This window comes from Chitinophaga sp. 22308 (genome assembly GCF_052045305.1).
Classification (GTDB): domain Bacteria; phylum Bacteroidota; class Bacteroidia; order Chitinophagales; family Chitinophagaceae; genus Chitinophaga; species Chitinophaga varians_A.
Window position 1 is genome coordinate 631,400 of record NZ_JBQEOP010000005.1, and the last position, 19,372, is coordinate 650,771.

Sequence of the window (19,372 nt, forward strand, 5' to 3'; positions counted from 1 at the left end):
AGATGGTGAACGATTAATCCTTACAGGTATTGGTTGCTTTTTCGCGGACAGAGCAGCCCAGGAAAGCTTCCGGGCCGATGCCAAGGTAACGTGGCGAGCCGCTGGCGTTGACCACACTGCCTGCCATGAAATCACGGTACCAGTCCATCCACGGGAAAACGTAGTTATACATTTCCGCTGCGTGTACTACGAGGCCGTCGCCTGCTTTGGCCGGCAATTGCAGGCCTTTGTCCTGGTAGAAATTTTCACCTACGGTATGCAGCCACTCGTGCAGCCATACGCCCGGATCAGTGGTTTTGTAGTAGTTGATCCTGTCTGCCAGGCTGGCGCCGGCGTCGAACTTAACCGTAACATAGCCGGTTTTGATGTTTTCCTTCAGCGGATTGGTCCATGCGAGGCCGAAGTAATTGCTTTTAAAGCTGCAGGCGCCTTCACTTTCCCGCCAGAAAACGAACACACAATCATAGGCCCCGGGCTGTATCTCCGGCATCAATGCCGCGATGGTAGACGGTTCTACGGTGAAATTGCCGTTCGCTCCGTGTGTAAGCGGTACTGCCTGTGTAATGTCTTTCCTTGTTATGTCCCAGTGGATGGTGTTATAGGCATATTTCTCAAAGTGCTGCTGAATGCTCCACTGGAAAAAGTCATAGCCCATATTCAGTTCCGCCTGGGAAAAATGGGTACTGCAATCGCCGGTGCCGGAAATGCCTTTTGTTTCGTACAGGCCTATCCACAGCGCTTTCCATACTTTAGGCGCGGGCTGGTCTGCTGCCGTGAAATTCAGTGTAGCCGCAGCAGTTACATTGCTTTCTTTCCGCAGGTACTGCCACGAGTTCCGTAAAGCCACGCCGACTATGTGTTTGCCGGCGGTAACGGCGATATTTCCGGGTGCCTGCACGCCGGTGTATGCGCCGTCGAGGTAGATGTAGCCTGTCTCCGGGGCGGTGACAGCGAGTTGTATTTTATCATTTTGATGACTACCGCCGTCGGGGGCGGTGCTTTTTTTGCACGCCCCCAGTATTACCAGCAGTAGTGTCATTATGCATCGGTGTTTCATGCGCTTGACCACTTTAATGGTTATCATTTATATCCTGGATTCTGAGGCAGGTTTGTTCTTCTGATCTCATCGCGGGGAATAGGCAGGAGGTAATGTTCCGGCTTAAACACGCGGTCCTGTACTTTGGTGACGGTATAGGTTTTGGAACCGTCGGCGTTCTTCACGATCACGACGCCATTCAGTGGTTTGTTTTCTGTTACATCGGCGATCTTCCAGCGGCGTACGTCGTAATAGCGGTGTCCTTCCAGGCACAGCTCTATTTGTCTTTCATTCTGGATTTTTTTCAGCAGGGCAGGGCCACTGAGGGCAGCGGGCAGGTCGGTGGTGATGCCGGCGCGGTGGCGCAGCAGGTCCAGGTATTGGCGGGCTACGTTCTCATGACCGAGATGGAACTCTGCCTCTGCATAATTGAGGTATATTTCGGAGAGCCGTGCTATCACCCAGAGTTTGCTGGTTTGTGTTTCCACACGGTAGTTATAGGTGGTATCCTGGTATTTGCGGAAGCTGTAGCGGGTAAAGCTGGAGTTCCAGGTGTCCCAGCCTGTCTCAGTGTCGAGGCCTCCTTCGTAGGTTTCCACCACGTTACTATGACCGGCATCGTAACGGTCTTTGAAATATTCCGGTCTGCCGTAAGGGAGGCCATCACAAAGAATATCCTGATAGAAGCGGGGATCACGGTTGGTATACGGGTGCTGCGGATCATAGCCGGAAGCAGGGTCGCTGATGTCTTTACCGTCGGCCATTCCGAAAGCGTCCACCAGGCCCTGGCTGGGCGCAAAAGACGACCAGCCGCGGAAACCATTCGGGGCAAGGAACATTTCAACGCCCTGGAAAGAGGACCACTGGTACTGTTTGTTGGTGCCGCGGGTCATGATCAGCTCTGTATTGTAAGTGGTGAACAGCAGCGGATACTTACCGGTAAACAGCTGATAGTTGGGCATATCGATCACTGCTTTGGCAGCATCGGATGCCTGTTGCCATCTGGCGTTATCATTGCCGGTATTCCATTGCGGGCTGGCAGCGTATAGCAGTACCCGTGATTTCAATGCGAGCGCGGCGCCTTTGGTGGCCCTACCCAATTCGGCCGCACTGTTGCCGTAGCTGCCGGGCAGCACAGCAGCCGCGGCATCACATTCTTTTACGATGAAAGCCACGCACTCATCGAAAGTGCTGCGCGACATGGCGAAATTACTGTTCAGGTCAAAAGGTTTGGTCACCAGCGGCACGCCGCCATAATCGCTGATGAGCTTAAAGTAGGCATAGGCACGCAGGTACGTGATTTCAGCCTTCAACCGGCCGCGTACGGCATCATCGCCGGGTACGCCGTCTATTTTGGACAGAAAGAGATTACAATCCTGGATACGTTTGTATGTTTCTTCCCAGATGTCAAAGTTGTTCAGGTTGTCTGGTGTAAGGGAACCTGAATTCATGACAAAGGCGTTGTAATCATCAAACCTGTTGAAGGCTTCATCACAGGCGGAGGAGAGGGCCCAGGAGCGGTTACTCAGGTTATTCCAGTAGTGACCGGCGCTGGGCAGTATGTTATATTGAAAATCGGCAAAGGCCTGGGCAAGACGAAGGTCTTTCCAGACAGATTCGTCTGAGAACGAGTCCAGCGGCACTTTATCCAGCACATTTTTCTGACAGGCCATGAAAAACAAAGCAGTAAATAATGCAGCGCCTATTCTCCGGTATATTCTTTTCACAGTAGATAAATTTAAATGTCATAAAAGTGGTTACAGGCCGATGGTGATACCAGCGCGATAAATCCTTGTCTGCGGATAGTTGACGCCCGTGATATCATTGGTTTCCGGATCGCGGTAGAATTTCTTCATCTTGTCGATGGAGAAGAGATTGAAGCCACTTACGAACACCCGGATATTTTCGATGCCAATACTGCGGTACAGGTTTTTCGGGATGTTATAGGAAATCTGTGCGGATTTCAGGCGGAGGAAAGAAGCATCTACCAGCCAGAAGTCAGCATATACGTTGTTCCGGGGATCTTTGGAGTTGAAGGCGCGGGGATATTCGGCATTCGGGTTGTCCGGCGTCCAGCGGCCGTCATACAGCCATTGCGGCGGCGCTACCACCGCGCTCTGTCCCTGCGGGATGATCAGCTGTTTGGCTTCTGTCTGTCCGGCCCATACCAGGTCTATTGCCAGGCCTTTATATTCAGCGCCCATGGTGATACCGAATACGATTTTAGGTGTGGCGGATTCAGGGATACGTACCTGGTCATCGTAGGTAATGGCGCCGTCGCCGTTTTTATCGACCAGCCACAGGTCGCCCGCTTTGGCGCCAGCCATATGCGGCGATTTATCCACCTCTTCCTGTGTATGATAGATGCCTTTGGTTTCAAAGACTACCCAGGAGTCGATAGGCAGGCCGGTAGATTTTTGGTAATCGGGGATATTGGGTGCCTCGTCGCGGAACAGCACCTTGCTTTTTGCATAGGTGAAGTTGGCTCCCACATTGTATTTCACGGCACGTGCCTGTCCGTTGTAGTTCACGATAAAATCGAAGCCTCTGTTCAGTGTTCTGCCAATGTTTTCATCCGGCAGGATAAGACCGGTATACAGCGGTACAGATGCATTCCTGGGCGCCAGGATGTCTTTACGCACGTTGCGGAAATAATCGATGGTCACGCTTAAGTGGTTATTCAGCAATGTCGCGTCCAGGCCGAAGTTACGGGTGTCCTGTTTTTCCCAGGTGATGTTGGTGTTGGGGGCGGAAGTCAGGTACAATGCTGTCGCCTCTGTATAGCCAGACCCGAAGTAGGTATTATATTCTCTCGGGCTGTAAAAATAATCATAGCTCATATTGCTCACCAGGGAATAGCGGGCGAGGTAGAGATATTTAGCTACCGCATCGCTGCCCATGATGCCCCATGAAGCGCGCAGTTTGAGGTTGTCGATAAACTTCACATTGTCTTTGAAGAAGTTTTCTTCAGAGATGCGCCATCCGAGCGATACGGACGGGAACAGGCCCCAGCGCCTGTCTTTCGGGAAGTTGAAAGACCCGTTGTAACGGCCTACTATTTCGGCCAGGTATTTATCGGCATAGGTATAGGACAGCCGGCCGAGGTAGCTCTCACGGCCGTCCTGGCTGGCGCTGCCATTGGCGTTCTGGTCAACGGTCCCCCCGGTGAAGAGCTGGTCCAGCTGATCGCTCAGCAGGTTTTTACGGAAAGCGATGGTTTGCCGGTAGGTGGAAGCTGTTTGTTCATAACCGGCAAAAGCGTTGATGCTGTGTTTTCCGAATGTTCTGTCGAAAGAGACTTTGTAGAAGTAGGTGTTTTCGTTATAGGAGCGTTCATCCTGGGTGAGGCTCAGGATAGCCGTGCTGGCTTTCTGGTTGTTGTAGGTATTGGTAGCGGGACTGTACGTATAGGCGTCCCAGGGGCGGTTAAAATTTTTCTCGCTGCGCTGGCGGTAGTCAAAAGCGGCGTAACCACTGATGGACAGGCCTTTCACGATGGCCGGCAGTTGCCAGTCGAAACCGATTTTAGGCTGTACAAAGAGATCGGTCACGTTATCATACCCCGCTGCGGAGGAGGTCATGGTATAGGGATTACGGCCGTTGGCGATGCCGGCAGAAGGAAGTCCGTTTGTCCATTGTACAGGGATAAATGGGTACATGCTCACCGTTTCATGCAGGATGCTTCCTGCACTCAGTGCGGGATAGGTGCGGTCTTCCTTTCTGGCGGCAACATCCAGCGTCAGTTTCAGGTTTTTGGAGATAGACGCGTCGATATTGGAACGCAGGTTATAGTTTTTGAAATTCTCATCGCTGTTGGCCCAGTTGCTTTGCTGGGAAAGGTATTGGCCGGAGAGGAAAAATTTCACCGCCTCGCTGCCGCCTCTTACGGAGATGCTATGATTGGTTTGGGGCGCGTTCTTCCGGAACACGGTACGCAGCCAGTCAGTGCTGGTGTAGTTGGGATCGTTGCCGGCTTTATACTTATCGATGTCAACCTGTTTATAAGGGATAGAAGTTCCCTGGTAGCCACTCAGTTCGTTGTAGTAGGTCATGTATTGCCAGGCGTTCACGCGGTGGTCCATACGGGTGAGCTGCTGGATATCATAAGTACCTTCATAAGTGATGGTGGGCTTGCCTGTCTTACCTCTTTTAGTGGTAATCAATATCACACCGTTGGCGGAACGTACCCCATAGATGGCCGCAGAAGCATCTTTGAGCACGGTCACACTTTCGATATCATTTGGATTGATACGGTCCATGTTCCTGTCGGGGATACCGTCGATGATGATGAGGGGTGCAGTGCCGCCACTGAAGGAGTTGAAGCCTCTCACGCTGATAGCGGAGTAGTCGTCGCCCGGTCGGCCGGAGCGGTTATTGGCAATAACGCCGGGGATATGGCCTGCCAGTCCGTTGGACACGTTGGCTGTTGGCACCCGGGCAATTTCCTCACCTTTAATGGTGGCCACGGAGCCGGTGAGGGTGGCTTTTTTCTGGGTGCCGTAACCTACTACCACCACTTCCTGTTGCTGTGCCACCGCTCTTTTCAGTATTACGTCCACGTGTACACGTTTTCCGATCAGGACTTCCTGTCTTTCCATCCCGAGGAAAGTGAAGACGAGGATACCGGAGGAATTGTCCGGCACGTTGATCTGGAATTCGCCGTTGTTGCCGGTCACCGCGCCGGCAGCGGCGCCTTTCAGCTGGATGGTCACACCGATGAGCGGCTCTCCTTTTTCGTCTGTCACGCGGCCGCGGACGGTGGCAGCCTGCGCAGCGGGGCGGGCATTATCTGCCGGGGCTGCTACAGCGGCAGGTTTCCGGATAATGACCGTCTTATCGATAATTTCATAAGTCACCGGCTGATGACGGAAAACCTGTTTCAGCACGTCCTCCACCTGAGCGTTGCTGACTTCAACATCCACCTTGCCCGCCTGTTGCAGGAGGTTATTGTTGTAAACGAAATTGTAGCCGCCCTGCCGGCTGATAGCTTTGAACACCGTCCTGAGCGGAACGTTTCTCAGCGAGAGCGTAATTGTCTGAGCGCTGGTGGCAGCTTGTACCTGCATGATCAGCGCCACCATAAGAATAAATGTCAACCTCATGATCAACCCGATTTTGGCCGTGAATGCCTGTTGCCGCCGTGGTTCCGGGGCATGGCAGTCTTTCAGTAATGTGGAATTACAAAGAACATTTTGCATACTTTTGTTAAAGTTTGGATGTAAACAATTAGCAGTCCCGAAAATGATTGTATAAGTGTCCTGATCCAACAATCCGCCGGGTGGTGCCGCGAACACTGCCCGGTTTTTTATTGCATCTGATAACTGCGTGAATGGTTGTCTTTCTTTATTTTTTTACGATAATTGTTTTTTCATTGACTTCAAAATGTACGCCCCCGCTCAATTCCAGGAATTGCAGCAGTTTAGACAGGGGTACGTCCCTGGAAATTTCTATGCTATAGGTATCGGTAATATTGTCTTTAAAAACCACCTGTACATCGTACCATCTGCTGATTTGCCGCATGATGGCTTCCAGTGGAATGTCATTACAGGAGAAGCGGCCGTTTTTCCAGGCCAGGAGCGCATCGGTATCTATCTGTTCCAATATGCGGATATCTTCTTTTACCTGCGCCTGTTGGCCAGGCACAAGGGTTACAGTGTGCGCCTGATGGGCTACGCGTACACGGCCTTCCAGCAGCGTGGTATTAACGGATGCTTCGTCAGTATAGGCGTTCACGTTAAAATGTGTGCCCAGCACGGTTACCTCCGTGCCCCGCGCCATCACTTTAAAGGGAGATGATTCCCGTTGCGCCACTTCGAAATAGGCTTCCCCGTTCACTTCCACGCGGCGTTCATTGGCCGGGAAAGTAGTCGGAAAACGCAGTGATGAGGCGGCATTAAGCCATACTTTGGTACCGTCTGGCAATACGATGCGGAACTGGCCGCCGCGGGGCGTGAAAACAGTATTGTATACAATGTCTTTATCACTGGTATTGCTGCCATCGTAGGCCAGCTGACCGCCGCCTGTTTGTGATACGGTAGCATTGCCCTGTTGTGCCAGGGCTCCTTTGTTGGTACTGTCGAGGGTAACGTAACTGCCGTCAGCGAGGAGCAACCGGGCTCTGTTACCGCCTGGCTGCACATCCTGGCTGGCCAGTGCCGGGCGATGGCCAGCCAACTGGTGACTTAGGGCCAGGTAGGCAGCTCCCCCTGCCAGTATGATCACCATAGCCGCCACGGCCGCTTTCCACAGGGAGATGCGGTGCTTCGCCGGTGGCAATAGCGAGGCTGCTTCCTGCTCCTCCGCTTTCTGGAGGATATTGCGAAAAATAACATCCTTCCTTTCCGCATCAGTGGGCGTGACATAGGCGCCGCCTGCCAGCGCCTGTTGCAACTCCTGTAAAAATGTGTCCTGGTGCGTGTCCTGTTGCAGTGCAGCGATCAGTTCCTTCAGCTCCTCCGGCAGAAGGGAATTGTCAAGATGGCGCTGCAGCAGTGTTTTCAAACGTGCCTGTTCCATGTGCAATGGTGGTTGCTGTGTCTATAAAGACACCGATAAAAAGTGATGGTATGAGTTGGAAGAAAATTTTTTTTCAACGGGCATTCATCGCCATAAAATAAAAGAGAAGCAGCATTTCGATGGTAGCATGTTCCCGCAGGTAGTTACGGATCAGGTGCAGTGCTTTGTTCATATGGCTTTTAACGGTATGCCGGGAAATATGCAGGGCGTCTGCGATCTCCTCCTGGCTAAGGCCCTGCTGGCGGCTCATGCAGTATACAGAACGTTGTTGTGGCGGCATTTGGTCTACCGCCTGCGTTACCAGCGTTTCCAGTTCATTGTATAGCAACCGTTCGTCCGGCGTACCGGCGGCTGCCATATGGCTGGCAGCATATTCCAACAGGTGATCGGTAAACGAAGTGAGCTGTATTTTTTTGCGGAAAGAATTGAAGATATGGTTGCGTGCCACTATAAACAGGTAGCCTTCGAAATTGGCTACTGCCGCGAGTTTATCTCTTTTCAGCCATAACTTCACGAAAACGTCCTGCGCCATCTCTTCTGCCGTGGTGGCCGATTTGGTCAACGCCAAAGCAACCCCGTGCACGGTATCCCAATATCGGTCGAAGAGTGTCCGGAAAGCCGTTTCATCACCCTGGGCCACCTTTTTAAAAAGGGCCGTATCATCATATAGTAGGACGGTTGGCAATTTTAAAACAGATAAAACCGGTAGGCCTTTATCCAAAGCCCATCCGGCATGCGATCAATTATTCTGGTTGTAAATTTCTTCCAAGGTATTAAATTTAGGAGGAATTCAAAGTACGTTGTTCTCAGAAATTACCCGCTTCTTCGCAAATATTACCCTCCCGGAAGATATCAAAAAGTGACTTTTTGCAGCTTTTTTCCTGAAAAGTATCAGCGCCGTTAACGCCACAGTGGCCTAACTTTGCACCCGGTATGAATGAAATAACCGCAAGCCCGACGTGGTATGTAAATGACGCAGCTTTTGACTGGCTGTACCCTCAACGAATCCAGCAATTATCAAGACGGCACTGGACACCAGTGGAAGTAGCCCGCAAAGCAGCCCGCTTTCTGGCTACAGGCCTGGGCGACCGCATCCTCGACGTAGGCAGCGGCGTAGGCAAATTCTGCCTGATAGGCGGCCACCACTACCCGGAAAGTACTTTCTATGGCATCGAACAACGTAAAGAACTGCATAACTTCGCTCGTTCCGCGCAGCGGCTGACAGGTGTGGAAAACGTACAGTTTATCCATGGAAACGTTACCCAGATAGACTTTGACGACTTCGACCACTTTTACTTTTACAACGCGTTTTTTGAGAACCTGGCCGAAGACGGCCATATCGATCAGGACACGGAATACTCCGCCAGCCTGTATCATTACTATTGCCGGCAAATGTTCCAGGGACTGGCCCATAAGCCGGGCGGCACCCGGGTGGTCACCTTTCACAGCCTCGAAGACGAAATACCGCCAACTTATCAGCTGGTAGACGCCAGTGGGGACTTCCTGCTGAAAATGTGGGTAAAACGATCTTAAAAAAATCATCATGATAACAGAGAAGCATATAGCAACAACGATTGAAGCATTAAAACAGGCAACAGACAAACAACAGGTGACGCAAATTATCTCCGGCATCACCCACGATGATATGGCCGCTCAACTGCAAATATGGCTGGAACAGCAGTCCCCGCTGGAATGGGACAGCACGCAATGGAGCAGTTTCCGCTATGCGCTGATCTGTCTCCGGGGATGTCCTGAACTGCAATAAACAGCTCTCTGCCATGTTGCGCCACACCGGAAGAAAAAGAAATTACAAACATAACCTACGACTGGCGGTACTACTGTGTTTTACTGCAGGGATGGTAAATGCGGCGGGGCTTTTCGCTTTCGCCGTGCTTACCACCAATGTGACCGGGCACGCCGCGCTGCTGGCCCACAAGCTGGCCACCGGCGATTTCAGGGCGGCCCGGATGGTGGCGTTATGGTTGTTGCTTTTTCTGGCAGGCGCTTTTTTCTCCAGCGTTTTTACCGGTAAAACCGGGCCTTTCAGACGATGGGGTTATATCATCCCCATTCTTTGCGAAATGTTTATCCTTATACTGGTGGGCACATTCGGGCATACCTACCGCCAAAGCATTCTTCAAACGGAGTACTTTGCGGGCAGCCTGCTCTTTGCGATGGGTATGCAGAATGCGCTGGTATCCACTATTTCGGGGTATGTGGTGCGTACCACGCACCTGACAGGCATGTTCACCGATCTTGGAATCGATCTCCATACCTTGTTGTTTAATCCGGCATCCCGCAATACCGATGTCCGGAAAAAAATTATTCTCCGGCTGGTCATCATTTTCTTTTTCCTGGGAGGAGGTATTGTAGGCGGGTTTGCTTTTCTCCGGTTATCTTATTACACTTTCTATCTACCCGCCGGTGTGCTGCTGATAGCGATGTTTTATGACCTGTTCCGCGTGCGGCTGAGGAAGATGGTGCGGCGCATACATGCGCCTGCAGCGGCTTAGTTCACGGGGCGCTGGCGATCGCCATCAGTTTGTCCACATCCCGGATGATAATTTTGCGGCCTTTTGTTTCCACCAGGCCTTCTTCCCTGAAAGCCGCCAGTGCGCGGATCACATTTTCACGGGCCGTGCCAACCAGGTTGGCCAGGTCTTCCCTGTTCAGGTTAATGGTGTCATCCCGGAACTTTTCCCGCATGATCAGCAGCTGTAGCGCCAACCGCTCCCTGACCGACTTTTGGGCGAACATGGTGAGGTTATTGACCAATACCGCAAATTCATGGCTCAGGGTAGTCAGCAACCGGGTTGTCAGCAGTGGCGAATGGTCCAGCGCATTGAGGAAATCTTCCTTCGGTATAAAAGCGATCATGCTTTTTTCCAGCGCAGCGGCCGTATCCGGGTAACGTTCTTCAGAGAGAACAGCATGATAGCCCACCAGTTGACCGGTATGGGCCAGGTTAACAATCTGTTCTTTCCCTTCCCTGTTGGCTTTGTATTTTTTTACCTTCCCCCTGACAATATAAAATATCCCGGAAGGGAAAGCTCCTTCCCGGAAAAGGATTTCATGCTGTTCATATACCCGCTCTGTCTTATGGACCATCAGGCGGTCGTACACCTCCTGTGGGAGGTCCATCAACACGGATTCACTTCTGAAATCCCACTGGTCTATCGGAAAGACACCTTTGCTCATTGCGACCAAAACTAGCATTTTAAAATTAAAATTTACCTTTGGCCTGCTATGAGTTTATCTGGCCTGTTTCCTATTGATAAATGGAATTTCCGCTCCCGGTCTGTGTTAAGCAACCTGCCGGAAGAGGAACGTGCTGCCCTTGCCTCACTAATGACCACCCAACGTTATAACAAGGGAGAAGTGATATTCCGCGAAGCCGCGCCAGCCTTCGGTATCTACTATATTCAAAAAGGGAAAGTCAAAAAATACCGGGTCGATAAAGAAGGAAAAGAGCAGATCATTTATGTGGCCAATACCGGTGAACTGGTAGGGTATCACGCCATCCTGGCCGGAGGCAGGTATCCCGACTCTGCCGCTACCCTGGAAGAGAGCATCATTGCTTTTATACCGAAAGATGATTTTCTGCAACTGCTGAACCGGTCCGGCACCCTCGCACGGCGCCTGCTGAAAACGCTGAGCCATGAGTTTACCGTGCTCACCAACAGTATTTCCGCTTTCACCCACCGGTCTGTACAGGAGCGGTTAGCCATTACCCTGATAGTTTTACGGGAGAAGTTTAAGGACGAGACCCCGGCAGGCGAAGACATCCTGATACAGATACCCCGCACCGATCTTGCCAACATGGTAGGTACCGGCGTTGAAAATGTGACCCGCTTTTTATCAGCGTTCAAACAAGCCGGCGTGCTTACTATTGCCGGCAAGAAAATCTGCATCACTGACGTGAAAAAGCTGGTGGAGATTTCCGGTTGCGGAGAACCGTTATCTTCCTGAAGTTTTATTTCCTGACATCACGGTAAGGCCGTCCCGGCGAAACCCTATATGTTCCTGCTTTTGCGCGGAAAGACCAGGCGTTTTTCCCTGCGGCGATGTTCACCGTGCCCACTATTTTACCCTCACCGTCCAGTATGTTCCAGAAGCCGGGCGCGAGGCCTGTCATCACCACCTCATAAGGCTGATCATTGTCCACGGAGAGGTCAAACGCAGCATCTATCAGGCCTGAGCCGGAAGCCAGCACCACGATACGGTTACCGATGGTGACCACATATCGTTGTACCGCTTCGTAATACCTCACCGGCAGCGGTTTTGCGTTGTCACGGGCCATCTGAAAAACAGTCAGAAAGCGGTCCTGTTGCTGCGCCGTTGCGGATGACACCATTACGCGGTATACCGCGGGGGAACTGACCGGATAAGGATGGCTAAAAGTGCTGGTAGCGCTGTCTCCGCCCAATATTTCCGTATGTCTGTTTTCCGGCGCCGGCAGCAACATATGCACATATGTTTTGCCGGTGATGCCATTCACTGCGTTGTGTAATATAACGCCGGTGCTGGTTTCCACGGGTGGTTGAAAGGTAGTGACCTGCCAGTACTTTTTGAAAGATGCCTGTGCGGTGGTCATATCATCCGTCAGGATAATGGCCGCGGGCACATCATCGCGGCCGAGGTCGAGGAAACAGAAGCCACGGGTATACTGCTGCATTTTGGCGGAGTAAGCAGCCGTAAGATCTGCTTTGAAGTAGCTGTAACCTGGCTGCTGTGATGAAGCGGGAATATAATCGGCAGCCGTCACAGTGCCATAGTTGAACCACGGATCGGTAATTGTTTCCTGTGGTGTGACCGGAAAACGCTGACTGAAGCGGGAACCGCCATCATTCGCTTCTGTGCGGAACAGCAACGGCTCTGCCGGGTCAATGGCCAGCATCATGCTGTGGGAGACAGAACGTTTGTTGAAATTAAAGTCATACGGTGTGCCGTACGAAAGGTACAGTCCTATATGTCCCAGTTGCATGCCGTGGTAGTATATTTCCAATGCGCCGGCATCCGCATGCTGGTGGTTGCCGAAATGATAACCACCACCTTTGATCTGAGCGATCACGTCGTTGCTGCCGGGCTGGTTGTTCCAGCCGGTGCGGGCCACCATGCTGCCGATAATGTTGCCGTAGCTTTTTGTTAATGGCAGCGAAGCAAGGCTGGTATCCGGTTTTAGCGCCGGATCATTGACCAGCAGGAACAGCACCGGGTTGTCCGGCAGTCCTCCTTCTCTTTCAAATTCGGCTTTTAATACCGGGTCATTAGCGTAGGCATAGCAGAGCAGCATGGTCTGCGGCTGTTTCCAGTAGCTGGCCTGGCGATGGGCGCGTACGCTGAACATATCGCCATCATGCAGCATGGTGCCGTCGGGCAGGCGCATATACAGCCACCAGTAAGGCAGTTTTTTGATGTTGTCATCAAAAACGGGGCGGCCGGTCATGCGCTGCAACAGCCATGCCGCGTGCATTTCCCAGCCGAAGCGGTAGGCGCCATAATCCACGCCCTGGTTATGCCGCGGCGATGCGTATTCAAACTTCCGCATGGGCACCAGCTGTTCGAGGATGATGTAGGAAGTATATTGATAAGGTAAGGGGTCTTCATCATAAATGGCGATGCTCATGGCCAGCAGGTCGCGGTTCACCTGTGCTTCATTGCCGTGGCCATTGATAGCGCTGTTGTCAAACGGGGGCCAGCCTATTTCCATTTCGTGGGCCTGCCGCATCATATGATAACGCAATGTTTGTTTGGCCGGTGTGTCCAGCAGTGCATAGCACCAGTCATACACCAGTGCGCCGGTGTAGATGGCACGGCCTACTTCACGGGTGATATCGCCGTATTTCACGTTACCAAATTCCAGCATGGACAGGTATTGTGTGATCAGTTCCACGGCCTGGCGGCCGATGGCCGTGTCGCCGGTCATGAGGTAATAGAACGCTTTCTTTTCTGCGGCTTGTTCCAGGGCGGCGTTGTAGAACACTTCCTTTTGCGGGTCAAAGGCGAAGTGGAACGGCTGCAGTGCTGATGCCTTCACTTTTTCCCAGGCCGCTTTGTTTTCTCCGGTGAGTAGGCGCGATTTGATCACCGGCAGTGATTCTTCGTTTAGCCATAAACGTGGCCTGCCGGGACGAGGCACAATGGCGGGCTTATAGTGTTGCGCAGCGGCCGGTATTGCCGGCGGCACATAAGGCTTGAACGCGATGTATTGCAGGCGGATGCCTTTGGGCAGCCATATTTTCACCTGTTGTTGCGGTGAGGCAAAATCAAATTTACCGGCTGTCTGTATGGCATGGTTCCAGCTGTCGAATACGATGCGCTGGGTGGGGCGTTGTCCGGTGAATTGTATTTTGATATGCGAGGTGGCTACCTTTCCTTGCTTTACGAGGGAGTCAAGATTTTGCGCTGTGACGGCATAAGTGATCATTTCGTAGGTGCCTGCCCGTGGGAGGCTGACGGAAAACGTCAGGTCGGCGGGCGTTTGGCTGCTGTCTATGGTAGCAGGGCTGTTTTCCTTCAGGGTGGCCCATCTGATCTTTCCGGGCCCTTTCACTATTTCGGTCGTACGGCGGTTGACCGCCGCTTTGTCCACGTTCCATTGCCACTGCTGTGCGGTGGTGATGCTGCACAACAATACTCCTGCCACGATCAGAAGAAAGCGCCTGCTATTATTAACGATACACATGCTGGTTGATAATTACATTCACAGATAATGAAGCTGTTACAATGATAGAGACATTTTGTATACAAAACAAGACAAATCCGGTAAACAAAACTGTCTTATCAAGCTGAAAGAATAAGCGTATTATTTACCATAAAGCGCCATTGCATTGCATTCACGATCATTCCCCGGATAGTATTCACATTTTGATAAAATAATTTTTTGTTTACAAAATAAATGTATATTCGTATACAAATAAATTAATACGCCGGGTCGCCTGTTGGTTATCCGGACCACAAACACAAATATCAACCAATCAACGCGGCATCCTCCCGGCTGCCGATTGAATTACATCAACCAATCAGCCATACCATTTTACGTAATCATCAGCCGAAGGCTGATACAGGATTTGTATGTGATCAACCGGACAGAGGGCGGTATACTGATAACAGACCTAAGCAACCAACATCAACGCCAGCCATTACCGGCCTGCGGGATTTTTTAACCTGTAATTTAAAAATATGGTTTTCAACATCCATACCAGGAGCAATACTGACACGTTCAGGCCTGGTATCCTGAGATTGTCACTCACGGCAGCGCTCTCCCTGTTCCTGTTATTGCTATGCCATTCCCGCGCGCTGGCCGGCACCGACACACTACGTGTAACCGGCACCGTTACCGACAGCATCGGCACGCCCATGCCGGGCGTACTGGTAAAAGTGAACGGCTCTTCACAGGCCACCACCACCGATGCCACCGGCCACTTCGTACTAAAACAGGTGCCGGCAGGCGCCATCATCCTCTTCAGCATGATGGGCTATCTGCCCCAGGAAATAAAAGCAGGCAGCCAGCCGCTGTATGTCCGCCTGCGGCCCGGCGTCCGGCAGCTCGACGAGGTAATAGTCACCGACGGCTACCGCGTCACCACCCGTGCCGCCAACACCAGCGCCATCGGCACTATCAGCGGCCAGGCACTGGAAAACAAACCCTTCTCCACCGTCATGCAGAGCATGCAGGGCAAAATAGCAGGCCTCTCGGCACCGCTTACCAGCGGTCAGCCCGGCGCCAACGTCAACATCCGCATCAGGGGCGTAGGCTCGCTCTCCCTCTCCTCCGATCCGCTGATCGTGGTAGACGGCATGATCGTCAACTCCGGCCAGCTCTCCGGCGCCGTCACCACTTCCAACGCGCTCGCCGGCATCAACCAGAATGATATCGAAAGCATCGACGTATTAAAAGATGCCGCCGCCACCGCACTATACGGCTCCCGCGGCAGCACCGGCGTCATTGTCATCACCACCAAAAGAGGCAGGATGGGAAAAACACAGGTCAGGGCCGACGCCGAAGGCGGCATCGCCAGCCAGATACCCCTTCCCCATGCAGGCAGACCGCTTAACGCTGCGCAATACGCAGAACTGTTCCGCGAAAGCCTCCGCAATTCCGGTTACACCGATGCACAGACCAATGACCTCGCCGATAAATATGGCCTCAACAGCGGTAAAAGCAACGACTGGTACGACCTCGTTACCCGCACCGGCCGCCAGCAACAATACAATGTGAGCCTCAACAGCGGCACCGAAAAAACAAAGCTGTTTGCCTCCGCCGGCTACTTCAATCAACAGGCCACTACCATCGGGGCTGACTTCAAACGGGTGTCCGGCCTGATCAACTTCGATCATCAGATCAACAAACGTTTCTCCCTGTCGGCCGGCGTCAATATATCCAACGTAGACCAGAACACGCCTTACAGCACCCAGTACTCCGGCAATCCCACCTGGGCCGCAAGAGCGCTGCGCCCTTACCAGCTGGCCTATAACGCCGACGGCTCCATCAACACCAGCACCGCCGGCAACACGAATTTCCCGGGCATTTACAATCCCTTATGGATCGCTAAAAACGATAGCAAACGCCTGTCTGAAACAAGAATGCTCGGCAACGCCAAACTGAAATGGAACATCTGGGACAAACTCGTCTACACCAGCTATTTCAGCATCGATTACAACACACTGGAAGAAACCATCTTCCTGAACCCGGTCATGGGCGACGGCGTATCTGCCGGCGGCACCAGCAAAAACTATTATTCGCGCTATACCAACTGGCTTACCCGTAACCAGCTGGACTACCGCTACGATATCCCCGGATATGACAATTTCTACGTGACCGCCTCCGTAGGCTATGAAGCGCAGAAATCAAAAAAATACCTGCTGGCCGCAGTAGGCAGCGGATTCCCTTCCGCACATGAAGACCTGACCGCGCTGAGTAACGCCGCCACCGCGACAGGCGCCTATGGCCAGTTCAGCAACTACGCCTTCACCTCTTTATATTCCAGCGCCGGTATCAACTACCGCAACAAATATGCGCTCAACGGTTCTTACAGAAGGGACGGCTCTTCCCGGTTCCCGCCCAACAACCGCAACGCCGGCTTCTATTCCATCGGTGGCACCTGGAACGTGCATGAAGAAAATTTCTTCCAGCAGCAACAAATATTGTCATCGCTGAAAATCCGCTCCTCCTATGGCACCACCGGCAACGCCAATCTTGGTAACTACGACTGGATGCCGCAGGCCAACTACAGCAGTTCGTATAGCTATGCCGGTTATAACGGCAGCCAGTATTCCATTATCGGCAACACTGATCTGCGCTGGGAAACCTCTAAAAAGTTTGATGCCGGCGTCGACATCGGTTTCCGGAACGATCGTTTTATACTGACCGTGGATTATTATAACAATAACATCGATGGCCTCATCCGCGCGGTGAACACCTCGCTGACCACCGGTTTCGGATCTGTAAGCCAGAACGTGGGCGCTATGGTCAACAAAGGCTGGGAGTTCACCATCAAAGGAGACATCCTGAAATACAAAGACTTCAGCTGGAACAGTAATTTTAACCTCGCGCTCAACAAAAACGTGATCACCCGCCTGCCACAGGGAACACTGGAGCGCAACGACATGTTCTATCTTAAGGAAGGGTACAGTTTCAATAACTATTACCTGAAAGAATTCGCCGGTGTAGACCCGCAAACCGGCAGCCCGCTGTATTATACCGATGGCGGACATTCCGCCACCACCACCGATATCTCCAAGGCCACATACGTAGTGCTCAACAAACAATCCGTTCCCAAATACATGGGCGGCTTCAGCAATGTATTTACCTACAAAGGGATCAGCCTCGGTGTGGATTTCAACTATAATCTCGGCTACTGGGTATACGGCGCGTCCGACATTTACTTCACCTCCGGTGCTTACTATACCTACAACAAATACCAGTTTATCTACGACAGACGCTGGACTACGCCCGGTCAACAAACAGACGTGCCTAAATTCAGTACCACCACCGACAACTCCGTGAGTACCTACCGCCTGTACCGCGGCGATCATATCCGTTTGCAGAACATCAGCATCGGCTATGATTTCAGCCACATGCCGCTGGCCAAACGATTGGGCGTTAACAAGCTGTATGTGTATGGCAGGGGCACTAACCTTTGGACCAAAACTTTCGACGACCGTCTGCCTTTTGATCCTGAAGTCAGCTATTCTGGCTTCGACTATCAGAATATGCTGAAATACAAAACTTTCACCTTCGGGATTAACGTAGGATTTTAAACTATTGACCATGAAGAAGAACAACAAACATATATGGTTGCCGCTCCTGATGGCCACCACCACCCTGATAAGCGCCTGTGGCAAAAATTTCCTGGACGAGCAGCCGCCGACGTCCGTTTCCATAGAGAAAGGCATCCTGACCGATACCGACATGATGGAGTCTCTAGCCGGCCTGTACCGGAACCTGGACAACTATTTTCTTTTTGGCCGTAACGCCGTTGTATTCGGCGACCTGCTGGCTGACAACGTATATCTCAGCAGTACCAATTCAAGCCGCCTGCTGGCCCAGTACAGTTACACGTTCATCGTGTCCAGCCCGGAAGCGAAGTTGCTATGGTCGCAGAGCTATTATAGCATCCTGCAGGCCAACCGCATCATCGGCGCCCGTATCAATGTCAATAACAACGTGAACCAACTGAGAGGTGAAGCATATACCATCCGGGCGTTGTGTTACCTGAACCTGGTCAACTGGTTTGCCACCCCTTATACCGTGAAGGCCGCCGCAGACGGCGTACCGCTGGTCACGCTGTCCACTGATGCAGGCGGCGCTTTTATCAAACCGGCCCGCAACACCGTCGCTGAAGTATATGATCAGATCATCAGCGATCTGGACAGCGCCTATAAGATCATGCCCGACGCCACGCCTTCCATCCATACCACCAGTTCCAATTTCATCGCCAAACAGGCCGTAAAGGCCCTACAGGCACGTGCATACCTGTACAAGGCCGATTACGCCAACGCCCGTGATGCAGCGCTGCTGGTGGTAAAAAACGGCGGTTACGCCCTGGCACCCGATGCAGGCAGCTTCAACGCCTATTGGGCATCATCTGCCGCACGCACCGATAAACTGGAAACGATTTTTGAACTGAACAACTCCGCCGCAGCCAACAACGGTCCCGAAGGAATGGACTATATGTATTCCCGCAACGGCCTCGGCGACCTGCTCGCCACCGATGATACCTATGCGCTTTATACGGCAACGGATAAACGCAGGACGCTGATCATCGACAGCCTCCGCGGCGGTTATCAGGCGTATATCGTCAACAAATACCAGAATGCCAATAAAACCGATAAAGATGAAGTGAAGCTGTTACGCTATGCAGAAGTGCTGCTGACACTGGCCGAATCCTACGCCAGGCTGGGTGACGAAGCCAATGCGCTGCTTTACCTGAACAAAGTGGCACAAAACCGCGACGCGGCGCTGACAGCCTATACGTACAGTGGCACCGCGCTGACAGACGCCATCATCCGTGAAAGACGCAAGGAACTGGCCTTTGAAGGGCTCCGCTTCTTTGACCTTACACGGACCAACGCAGACATCAACCGCCAGAATATGGGCGTAAAAGGCTATACCGGTTATCCGACTGTAAAAACCACCGACTTCAGAAGACTGCAACCTATCCCTGAAGCCGAAACCGGCGCTAATCCCAATATCAGACAGAACCCGGGTTATTAAGAGAACAGTGAATGACAAAGGCCTCCTGTTTCCGGTTAGTGAAGCAGGAGGCCTTTGGTATTAAGAGTGGTCAACAAAAGAGATCCGTTGTTGTTATTGTT

13 protein-coding genes are annotated in these 19,372 nt (G+C 52.2%); 6 read left to right on the forward strand and 7 right to left on the reverse strand.

All coding sequences use genetic code 11. From position 1 onward, the window contains the following. Positions 1-13 precede the first annotated feature (13 nt). The 5 genes from ACTJJS_RS22945 to ACTJJS_RS22965 all read right to left on the reverse strand — a co-directional run bounded on the left by ACTJJS_RS22945 (position 14) and on the right by ACTJJS_RS22965 (position 8,237). A complete protein-coding gene (locus ACTJJS_RS22945) occupies positions 14-1,039 on the reverse strand; it encodes a hypothetical protein (protein ID WP_440665377.1) in 1,026 nt (341 codons plus the stop codon). Between the two features lie 41 nt (positions 1,040-1,080). Further along, a complete protein-coding gene (locus tag ACTJJS_RS22950) occupies positions 1,081-2,763 on the reverse strand; it encodes a RagB/SusD family nutrient uptake outer membrane protein (protein ID WP_440665378.1) in 1,683 nt (560 codons plus the stop codon). Positions 2,764-2,793: 30 nt separating this feature from the next. Continuing rightward, the gene (locus ACTJJS_RS22955) at positions 2,794-6,234 is read right to left on the reverse strand and encodes a TonB-dependent receptor (RefSeq protein WP_440665379.1); all 3,441 of its coding nucleotides are present in this window, start codon (positions 6,232-6,234) and stop codon (positions 2,794-2,796) included. A 145-nt stretch (positions 6,235-6,379) separates the two neighbouring features. Beyond that, complete coding sequence (locus ACTJJS_RS22960) at positions 6,380-7,552, reverse strand: FecR family protein (RefSeq protein ID WP_440665380.1); 1,173 nt, start codon at positions 7,550-7,552, stop codon at positions 6,380-6,382. A gap of 73 nt (positions 7,553-7,625) precedes the next feature. Continuing rightward, positions 7,626-8,237, reverse strand: coding sequence for an RNA polymerase sigma factor (locus ACTJJS_RS22965; RefSeq protein WP_440665381.1), 612 nt, complete (start codon positions 8,235-8,237; stop codon positions 7,626-7,628). Between the two features lie 248 nt (positions 8,238-8,485). On the opposite strand from ACTJJS_RS22965, the gene ACTJJS_RS22970 reads away from it, so the two are divergent. Genes ACTJJS_RS22970 through ACTJJS_RS22980 form a run of 3 tightly spaced genes read left to right on the forward strand, consistent with a single transcriptional unit; the run spans position 8,486 to position 10,065 of the window. Further along, positions 8,486-9,085, forward strand: a complete 600-nt coding sequence (locus tag ACTJJS_RS22970) for a methyltransferase domain-containing protein (RefSeq protein ID WP_440665382.1) — start codon at positions 8,486-8,488, stop codon at positions 9,083-9,085. 10 nt (positions 9,086-9,095) lie between these two features. Further along, the gene (locus tag ACTJJS_RS22975; protein WP_440665383.1) at positions 9,096-9,317 is read left to right on the forward strand and encodes a hypothetical protein; all 222 of its coding nucleotides are present in this window, start codon (positions 9,096-9,098) and stop codon (positions 9,315-9,317) included. A 13-nt stretch (positions 9,318-9,330) separates the two neighbouring features. Beyond that, positions 9,331-10,065: a YoaK family protein gene (locus tag ACTJJS_RS22980; protein WP_440665384.1), complete on the forward strand. Its 735-nt coding sequence runs from the start codon at positions 9,331-9,333 to the stop codon at positions 10,063-10,065. Position 10,066: 1 nt separating this feature from the next. On the opposite strand, the gene ACTJJS_RS22985 is transcribed toward ACTJJS_RS22980, so the two are convergent. Then, complete coding sequence (locus ACTJJS_RS22985; protein WP_440665385.1) at positions 10,067-10,768, reverse strand: Crp/Fnr family transcriptional regulator; 702 nt, start codon at positions 10,766-10,768, stop codon at positions 10,067-10,069. Positions 10,769-10,798: 30 nt separating this feature from the next. Here ACTJJS_RS22985 and ACTJJS_RS22990 point away from each other — a divergent pair, with 30 nt between their 5' ends. Further along, entirely contained in the window at positions 10,799-11,521 is a 723-nt protein-coding gene (locus tag ACTJJS_RS22990) for a Crp/Fnr family transcriptional regulator (RefSeq protein ID WP_440665386.1), read from the forward strand. A gap of 4 nt (positions 11,522-11,525) precedes the next feature. Here the strand turns inward: ACTJJS_RS22990 and ACTJJS_RS22995 are convergent, their stop codons facing one another. After that, positions 11,526-14,237, reverse strand: coding sequence for a hypothetical protein (locus ACTJJS_RS22995; protein ID WP_440665387.1), 2,712 nt, complete (start codon positions 14,235-14,237; stop codon positions 11,526-11,528). A 497-nt stretch (positions 14,238-14,734) separates the two neighbouring features. Between ACTJJS_RS22995 and ACTJJS_RS23000 the strand changes: the two genes are divergently transcribed. After that, the gene (locus tag ACTJJS_RS23000; RefSeq protein ID WP_440665388.1) at positions 14,735-17,815 is read left to right on the forward strand and encodes a SusC/RagA family TonB-linked outer membrane protein; all 3,081 of its coding nucleotides are present in this window, start codon (positions 14,735-14,737) and stop codon (positions 17,813-17,815) included. 10 nt (positions 17,816-17,825) lie between these two features. Next, positions 17,826-19,271, forward strand: coding sequence for a RagB/SusD family nutrient uptake outer membrane protein (locus tag ACTJJS_RS23005; RefSeq protein WP_440665389.1), 1,446 nt, complete (start codon positions 17,826-17,828; stop codon positions 19,269-19,271). The last annotated feature ends 101 nt before the right edge of the window (positions 19,272-19,372 follow it).

What these genes read in the sequence shown, in the direction of transcription:
- ACTJJS_RS22945 (WP_440665377.1), bottom strand. Translation starts at nt 1,039, where the DNA reads ATGACACTACTGCTGGTAATACTGGGGGCGTGCAAAAAAAGCACCGCC.
- ACTJJS_RS22955 (WP_440665379.1), bottom strand. Translation starts at nt 6,234, where the DNA reads ATGCAAAATGTTCTTTGTAATTCCACATTACTGAAAGACTGCCATGCC.
- ACTJJS_RS22960 (WP_440665380.1), bottom strand. Translation starts at nt 7,552, where the DNA reads ATGGAACAGGCACGTTTGAAAACACTGCTGCAGCGCCATCTTGACAAT.
- ACTJJS_RS22970 (WP_440665382.1), top strand. Translation starts at nt 8,486, where the DNA reads ATGAATGAAATAACCGCAAGCCCGACGTGGTATGTAAATGACGCAGCT.
- ACTJJS_RS22975 (WP_440665383.1), top strand. Translation starts at nt 9,096, where the DNA reads ATGATAACAGAGAAGCATATAGCAACAACGATTGAAGCATTAAAACAG.
- ACTJJS_RS22980 (WP_440665384.1), top strand. Translation starts at nt 9,331, where the DNA reads ATGTTGCGCCACACCGGAAGAAAAAGAAATTACAAACATAACCTACGA.
- ACTJJS_RS22985 (WP_440665385.1), bottom strand. Translation starts at nt 10,768, where the DNA reads ATGCTAGTTTTGGTCGCAATGAGCAAAGGTGTCTTTCCGATAGACCAG.
- ACTJJS_RS22990 (WP_440665386.1), top strand. Translation starts at nt 10,799, where the DNA reads ATGAGTTTATCTGGCCTGTTTCCTATTGATAAATGGAATTTCCGCTCC.
- ACTJJS_RS22995 (WP_440665387.1), bottom strand. Translation starts at nt 14,237, where the DNA reads ATGTGTATCGTTAATAATAGCAGGCGCTTTCTTCTGATCGTGGCAGGA.
- ACTJJS_RS23000 (WP_440665388.1), top strand. Translation starts at nt 14,735, where the DNA reads ATGGTTTTCAACATCCATACCAGGAGCAATACTGACACGTTCAGGCCT.
- ACTJJS_RS23005 (WP_440665389.1), top strand. Translation starts at nt 17,826, where the DNA reads ATGAAGAAGAACAACAAACATATATGGTTGCCGCTCCTGATGGCCACC.